Origin of the sequence: Rhodopirellula sp. JB055 (assembly GCF_043100905.1) — a bacterium.
Taxonomy (GTDB): domain Bacteria; phylum Planctomycetota; class Planctomycetia; order Pirellulales; family Pirellulaceae; genus Rhodopirellula.
The window spans coordinates 19,855-27,218 of record NZ_JBICHO010000414.1 but is presented as its reverse complement, the minus strand read 5'-3'; the positions used below and the strand labels follow the sequence as shown (position 1 = coordinate 27,218).

General features: G+C 57.2%; 6 protein-coding genes. 1 reads left to right on the top strand and 5 read right to left on the bottom strand.

Features of this window, described 5'->3' with window-relative positions:
- Window positions 1-245: 245 nt before the first annotated feature.
- The 5 genes from ACF8AM_RS16265 to trpB form a co-directional block, all read right to left on the bottom strand.
- The gene (locus tag ACF8AM_RS16265) at window positions 246-1,157 is read right to left on the bottom strand and encodes a helix-turn-helix domain-containing protein (protein ID WP_392556646.1); all 912 of its coding nucleotides are present in this window, start codon (window positions 1,155-1,157) and stop codon (window positions 246-248) included.
- Window positions 1,158-1,175: 18 nt separating this feature from the next.
- A complete protein-coding gene (gene coaD, locus ACF8AM_RS16260) occupies window positions 1,176-1,712 on the bottom strand; it encodes a pantetheine-phosphate adenylyltransferase (protein ID WP_392556645.1) in 537 nt (178 codons plus the stop codon).
- A gap of 6 nt (window positions 1,713-1,718) precedes the next feature.
- Window positions 1,719-2,957, bottom strand: coding sequence for an aminotransferase class V-fold PLP-dependent enzyme (locus ACF8AM_RS16255; RefSeq protein WP_392556644.1), 1,239 nt, complete (start codon window positions 2,955-2,957; stop codon window positions 1,719-1,721).
- Window positions 2,957-3,976, bottom strand: a complete 1,020-nt coding sequence (locus ACF8AM_RS16250; RefSeq protein ID WP_392556643.1) for a class I SAM-dependent methyltransferase — start codon at window positions 3,974-3,976, stop codon at window positions 2,957-2,959. The genes ACF8AM_RS16255 and ACF8AM_RS16250 overlap by 1 nt, the downstream gene beginning before the upstream one ends.
- A 90-nt stretch (window positions 3,977-4,066) precedes the next feature.
- On the bottom strand, window positions 4,067-5,290 hold the full coding sequence (gene trpB / locus ACF8AM_RS16245; protein ID WP_392556642.1) for a tryptophan synthase subunit beta: 1,224 nt from the start codon (window positions 5,288-5,290) through the stop codon (window positions 4,067-4,069).
- 385 nt (window positions 5,291-5,675) lie between these two features.
- Here trpB and flgK point away from each other — a divergent pair, with 385 nt between their 5' ends.
- Window positions 5,676-7,364 carry a flagellar hook-associated protein FlgK gene (gene flgK / locus ACF8AM_RS16240; RefSeq protein WP_392556641.1) on the top strand — a complete coding sequence of 563 codons (1,689 nt, stop codon included), beginning with the start codon at window positions 5,676-5,678 and terminating at the stop codon, window positions 7,362-7,364.

The window sequence follows — 7,364 nt, the reverse complement described above, 5'->3', positions numbered from 1 at the left end:
GAGCAGTCTACAGCCGTGTCGAAGAAGAAAGCCGTTCGAAAAAAATCGGCCTCCAAACCACCCCCTGCCCAAGCCGACGAAAGTCAAACGCCGCCCGACACCCTGTTCGACGTGTTCACACCATGAGTGGTCTTGCAGCTTTCCCCTGAGCAATCGATGAAACGATTCGCCCCGGGAGGGGCCGTCGTCGATGGGCGGCGCGAAGTCATCCCAACCAACAACGGAATCCGACTCGGCCTCAACTCTCAGACATTTGAATTGGTCTGCTGCCGATAGGCAGCGGGGGATTGGCCGACCATGGTGGTGAATCTTCGATAGAACGTGGAGAGATCAGCAAAACCGGATTCGAAGGCAACCGATGCAATTGGCAGATCAGTTTCCCGCAACAATTTCTTGGCGTGTTCGATTCCGAGTTCACGCACTCGCCGCAACCAAGTCGTGCCAGTCAGTTCACGAAATAACTGAGTGAAGGTACGGCGAGACAAATTCAGTTGATTCGCGGCAGCATCGATCGTGGTGGCTTCCAAAAACGACGTCTGCAACTCATGGATGTATTGCCGAACGACCTCGACATCGGATGCTTGCTCAACACCGGACGGGGCCAACGTCGATTCAATGCTGCCAGACTTGCGATCACAGTCATAATCTGTGACCCCGCGAAGCAGCCGCCAGGCATCCACCATCATGTCGATGCCGCAAGACGTCGCCGCCAAGTTTTGTGTGTAGACCATTCGTCGTAATTTTGACGCGACAAAGTGCGTTTGTCGGTTGCCGCCGGACAGCTTGCCCGAGGTGATCCTCGACGCGGTGACAGGTTCCGCTTTCAAAACGTTCTCGCAGATGCACCCGGCGTACAAACTGGACGGCGTGCCTTCGCCGTCGCAGATCCGATTCCGCAGATGAGGTGCGATCACGAACACGTCGCCAGCAGAGAATTCGAGGGAACGATCATCCAGATGAAACGTCCCGGCGCCGCTGAGGAAGTAAACGATTTTGACAAACGGGTGCTCTCGCCACTGCATCGAAAAACCGGGAGCGTGATGACTCTCCAGAACCAACACGCCCCAAGGCGGCAACCGTTCCGACATCGCCGTGCGGACCTGCCGAGCGTGGGTCGGCGATGTTGAATTTGGCGGAACAGACTCCTCGGACATCATGTTGATTCCCGGTGAGTCTCAGAACGCTTGTGCGGAAAGTTTCGCACGCAACGACGCGATGATTGGACGCGGAACAAACTTTGCCAAGTGCTCATCGTCTTCGCTCAGAATCGCGATCTGTTTCAGCAGCGAAGAACTGACGTGAGCAAATCGTTCGTCGGCCATCAAGAACACCGTTTCGATTTCCGCGTCGAGTTGACGGTTCGCCATCATCATCGTGAACTCGCCCGCAATGTCGGTCAGGGGGCGAATCCCTCGCACCATCACACTGGCACCAAGCGAACGCACAAACTCCACCGCCAATCCATCGAAGGTCTCAACCCGAACGTTCGGCAAGTGATCCGAAATGGCTCGCACCAATTCGATCCGTTCTTCGGGATTGAACAACGCCTTCTTGTCCGCGTTGATGCCGATTCCAACGACCAACGTGTCGAACAACTTCGATGCACGTTCAATGATGTGCAAATGCCCCAGCGTGACCGGATCAAAAGAACCGGTGTACACAGCGATGGAGTGCGAAAGCTCACCCGCGTCATGGGAGGAGTTCAGAGTCAAAACAGATCAGCTCCGCGCTGGATTGGAAGAAGAGACAGCGGGGGACGAGGCGACCAAATCGACCAATCGTTGCAAATCCGCGTCGTCATTATAGACATGAACGCTGGCCCGAATGCCGCCACCGCGACAACTGATCACCACGCCCGCATCGAGCGCCCGAGCACGAAAATCGTCGGGTGATTCCCCCGGCACTTCAAACGTCGTGATCGCACTGGCGTGAGCCGTCTCATCCCACGGTCCAAACAACAACTTCGCACCGGCCTGAGTCAGCATCGTGCGAAGACGCTGAACTCGTTCCAAAACGCGGTTTCCAATCGCGTCAGCACCGAATCGCTGAGACACGGCGGTGAACATCTCCAAACTGGCTGCAAACGCGATCATTCCCGATTGGTTCAGCGAACCGCCCTCGAAACGGGAGGCGTCCTCACGCAACTCAAACTTGGAACCTGAAAACAGGTGAGCGTTCTCAACGCTCTTCCAACCCACGGTCGGACAACGCAGTGAACTCAGATGACGTTTGCGAATCACCGCCACCCCGGCACCCTCGGGGCCCAGCAACCACTTGTGCCCATCGGCAGCCACGAAGTCGACATCGCAGGTTCGCAAGTCGAGCGGGTACATGCCCAATCCCTGGATCGCGTCGAGGAACACCAGCACGCCACGTGAATGTGCTTCTTTCACCAAATGATCCAGATCCACACGAAAACCGCTGGCGTAACCAACCCAACTGACCGAGATCAATCGCGTGCGTTCATCGACGTGCCCCATCAAGTCGGCGACTTCGACGCGTCCATCGCGACGCGGAACGATTCGAATTTCGACGCCGCGAGATTGCTGGTTCAGCCACGGGTACAGGTTGCTTGGGAACTCGCCCTCCGGAACAACCATGTTGTCACCGGGCTTCCAATCCAAACCTTCGGCCACCAGATTGATTCCCGTGGTCGTGTTGGGAACCAAGGAGACTTCTTCCTTGTCGCAATGAATCAATTCCGACGTCAAGTCTCGCAGTCGATTGACGGCGCTCGACCAATCCATCCAGTGGACATCACCATGTGATGCGGCAACATCAGCGAATGAACGAAGAGCTTCCGCGGCAGGTTGGCTGATCGGAGCCACGGCCGCATGATCGAAGTAAGCCCAATGATTCGTCACGGGCATGCGATCCCGCCACCACGACCATGGGTCATCGCCCATGTCAGATTCGACTGGCACACTCGCGTCTCGCGACGAAGGCTTGGAAACCATCACGGCTTGATTCCAGTCATCAGGCCCAAACCAACGCGACTGGCAGCGATGAAGGTGAACTGGATCGATTCCAACCCGGCATCTTTCATTCGCTCCTGAGCCTCTTTCAGTTCGGGCACCGCACCGCCTTCCGTTTCAATACCGATCCGCAACGCTTCGATCGACTCCGCCAGACTCGGTCGGTTCGGGCCTTCAAACGAATCAATCACGATCACTCGTCCGCCGGGCTTCACCGCAGACGTCGCACGTTGCAACATCAGACGAATCTGATCGGCCGAGTAGCTGTTGAGTCGCTGAGCGATCAACACATGGTCGTATCGATTCTCAGGAAGCTCCGTCGTCAGAGCGTCGCCTTCGATGGACTCGAAACGATCGCCCAATTCAATTGAATTCGCAGTGGCCATGGCGGCTTCCAAAGCGCCGGGGTGATCCACCAATGTGACATGAAGTTGCGGGTCACGATGAGCCGCGGCACAACTCCAAACCGCCGACCCACATCCCAGGTCCAGCAAGGTTTGCGGCTCCGATTGATCAGAACTCAGAACCGTGCCCTCGCCTTCGCCTTCTTCTCCTGGAGTCGGCCCAAAGTCCAAGATTTCTGCGGCTTGCATTGCTGCTGGCGTGTGCACCCACTGAGTCGCAGCGATGGAATCAAAACGGCTTTGCGGAACAGTGGTTTCGGCGGCCGATTGGGATTCCGATTTCAAAGCGGTGGAAGCCTCACGCCAAACCGCATCGCCAAGATCCGCATCGTATTGACACAACAGCCGAGCCACCGAAGAAATCGCATAGTCCTCGGCGTACTTTTCGATGATGCCCACCGATGTCAGCGGCCGCAGCAACAGCAACAACCGCGACTCCGGCAAACCGGTTCGTTCGGCCAACACTTCCAGCGTTTTCTGGCCTTCCAACAAAGCGTCGAACAACCCCAGTTCACGACCGGTTCGCAACACATGCGAAGTCGCGTTGATGGTCATCAATTCCTGGTAGTGATCCAGGGTACGGTCTTGGGCGGACATACAATCAGAGAAGAAGAGTCAAACGGTCATGTCAAATCTGTAAACAATGGTGAAAGGGCGTCCAACAAAACGTCAGACGACATCCGTGGCTCACCACTCTTCGCCGCGAAGACGAGCGATTTCCATCGAGTCCTTGTCGCCTCGCCCGGACAAGCAAATCACCAAGTGTTCTTGGTCCGACATTTTGCCCGCGATCTCAATGGCTTTGGCGACCGCATGGGACGTTTCCAAGGCTGCCAAAATACCCTCGCTGGATGCCAAACGCTCGAACGCCGCCAACGCTTCGTCGTCGCGGCAACCGATGTAGTCGACTCGCTGCGTGTCTTTCCAGTAGCTGTGTTCGGGACCGACGCCAGGATAGTCCAACCCAGCGCTCATCGAATGAACGTCGCACGTTTGCCCATCTTCGTCCTGCATCACGTAGCTGTAACTGCCGTGCAAGACGCCTGGGTTTCCATAAGACAACGGCGATGCGTGGTCGCCGGGCGTTGCTGATCGTCCGCCGGCCTCGACACCGACCATTCGCACGCCTTCATCTTCCACAAACGGATAGAACATGCCGGCCGCGTTGCTGCCACCACCGACGCAGGCAACGACGCAGTCAGGCAAACGCCCAAACGTGTCCCGGCACTGCTCGCGAGTTTCGCGACCGATCACCGATTGAAAATCGCGAACCATCATGGGGAATGGGTGCGGGCCGATCACGCTGCCAATGATGTAGTGAGTGTTCTCGACCGAAGCCATCCAGTCTCGCATCGCTTCGTTGACGGCATCCCTCAATGTTCGCGAACCGGACTCGACGGCCGAGAGATTGGCGCCGAGCAACTTCATGCTGAACACATTGGGTTTTTGCCGCCGAATGTCTTCGGCACCCATGTAAACGGTGCAGGGCAGCCCAAAGTGAGCGCATGCCGTCGCCGATGCCACGCCGTGCTGTCCGGCCCCCGTTTCGGCGATCACTCGGGTCTTGCCCATCCGCAACGTCAGCAAGGCTTGCCCAATCGTGTTGTTGATTTTGTGAGCACCGGTGTGATTGAGGTCTTCGCGTTTCAACCAAATCTGGGCTCCGCCAACCGCCGACGACAACCGTTTGGCGTGGTACAGCGGGCTGGGCCGACCGACAAAGGTCTTCAGCAACCCATCCAATTCACGCTGGAATTCCGGATCACGCTTGGCCTTTTCGTACTCTTCCGTCAGCTCATCGAGCGCCCGCGTGAGTGTCTCGGGAACGAAACGGCCACCAAAATCGCCAAATCGCCCGCGAGGATCCGGGACTTGGGCGGAGGCGTGTTGCTGCGACGGGACGGTGCTCATGAGGTGGTTTCAACGGGAAAAACGATGTGGGTTCGATAACTTCCGTAACCGAATTGTCACTGGAGAACAAAACTTGGTCAACGTGAAGCCAGACATGCCCACCTCGATGTTTCGCACTTCTGATGCCAAAGTTGAGTCGTTCGGCCCCATTTGGTTGCGCCCGTGCCGACGGAGAGCCTCCATCGGCGACAGCAGCGGAAAAAACAGCCCCGTGCGATCAGAGCTTGGGTGGCAACCACCACGCCCTCCGCCGGGGGGGGGCGACAGTTAGCAACTTCTCAGCCTGCTGAACCGATTGGGTCAAGTTTGACGGCCTCGCGTGCCGATTCAACGAACACACGTGTGCGCGCACGAACGTTCGGCTTCACACTTTCGCGAGACGACCATGGGGCTGTTCGGCACCATCCAACAATCCAAGGGAGCGCTCGACGCGGCCCAAATTGGACTGCAAGTCGTTGGCAACAACATTGCCAACGCCAACACCGAAGGCTTCATCCGCCAACGTCTCGAGCAGACGCCTGCGGTAGCCTATCGCCAAGGCAACTTGATTCAAGGCCATGGCGTTCGCGCCACCGGTGTCGTGCAGGTCATCGACCAGCAACTGGCCGAACGGATGTTCAACGCGAAAACGGCAGCGGCCGGTGCGGATTCGCTCAGCTCCGCCTACGCGCAGCTTGAGACCTTGATCACCGACCTTGATGGCGGCGGACTGAGTGAGCAATTCAGTCTCTTCAACAACGCCTTGCACGACCTATCGACCCAGCCCAACGATGCGGCCACCCGAGAGTTCGTGATCATCCAAGGACAAACGCTCGCGAACAACGTTCAACAACTCCGCACCAATGCCGGTGAACTCCAGGAAGGTTGGAATGCCGAATTGGAGGACGCCTCGACACAAATCAATCGTCTGACCGAACGAATCGCCCAGTTGAACGTTGAGATCGCAACGATTGAAGGAGGCGGTTTGTTGGGCAGCGACGCGACCGGGCTTCGCGACCAACGCTACCGTGACCTGGAAGAACTGGCCACCTACGTCAACATCAACTTCCAAGAACAAGCCTCCGGGAACGTCAGCGTCTTCGTCGATGGTGACTACTTGATTGCCGACGGCAACCGCCGCGAAGTCTACACCGCATACAGTGAAGAGGCGGGCGGCGTGGAAGTTCGAATCGTCGACACCGATGCACCATTGAAAGCCACCAGCGGCATCGTCGGCGCAGCCCTGGAGGCCCGGGGGGGCGTGTTTGGCGACTACATCGAAAACCTGGACGAAATGGCCTCGGCTCTCATTCACGGGGTGAACCAAGTCCACTCCCAAGGCCAAGGCCGGACCGGGTTCGACTCGTTGGTTTCCAGCAACACAAGCAACCCCGTTGTGCCGCTGAGCGAAGCGGAATTGCCCTACGAACCGAACAACGGCAGCTTCGATCTCAACATCGTCGACGCCGATGGAGAACTGATCAGCACCACTCGAATCGACGTGCGAAACCTGGGAACCGTCGATGATTCCACGATCTCGTCGATTGTTGCCGACATCAACGCAGTCGAAGGCGTCACCGCATCGATTTCTGGCGATGGCCGCATTCGGATCGACAGTGACTCCGCCACATCTCAGTTCACGTTCGGCCAAGACACCAGCGGTTTCCTCGCCGCCGCAGGTTTGAACACCTTTTTCACGGGTTCATCCGCCGTCGACATCGAGGTGAACTCGGTGCTGACGGACAACATCGATTTGCTTGCGATCTCAAACGGCGGAATCAACGAGGACACCAACACGCTTTACAACCTGCTCGACCTCGTGGATCAACCGATGGAGTCACTGGGCAACCTCTCGATCCGCGGACTCCACGAACAAAACATCTCAGCACTTGGACGCGAAATCAGCGTGCAGAAAAGTGCGACCGAAGGCCTCAACGATCTCTACACTTCGCTGCAAAGCCAACACCTGGCGATCACCGGTGTCAACATCGACGAAGAGTCGATTAAGATGGTTTCTTACCAACGCGCGTTCCAAGCTTCCTCACGCGTGATCACAACCGCAGCGGAAATGCTGGACATCCTGTTGGCAATCTGA

Bases quoted from the DNA above. Each gene is read 5' to 3' on its own strand.
- ACF8AM_RS16265 (WP_392556646.1), bottom strand. From the start codon at position 1,157: ATGATGTCCGAGGAGTCTGTTCCGCCAAATTCAACATCGCCGACCCAC.
- ACF8AM_RS16255 (WP_392556644.1), bottom strand. From the start codon at position 2,957: ATGGTTTCCAAGCCTTCGTCGCGAGACGCGAGTGTGCCAGTCGAATCT.
- ACF8AM_RS16250 (WP_392556643.1), bottom strand. From the start codon at position 3,976: ATGTCCGCCCAAGACCGTACCCTGGATCACTACCAGGAATTGATGACC.
- trpB (WP_392556642.1), bottom strand. From the start codon at position 5,290: ATGAGCACCGTCCCGTCGCAGCAACACGCCTCCGCCCAAGTCCCGGAT.
- flgK (WP_392556641.1), top strand. From the start codon at position 5,676: ATGGGGCTGTTCGGCACCATCCAACAATCCAAGGGAGCGCTCGACGCG.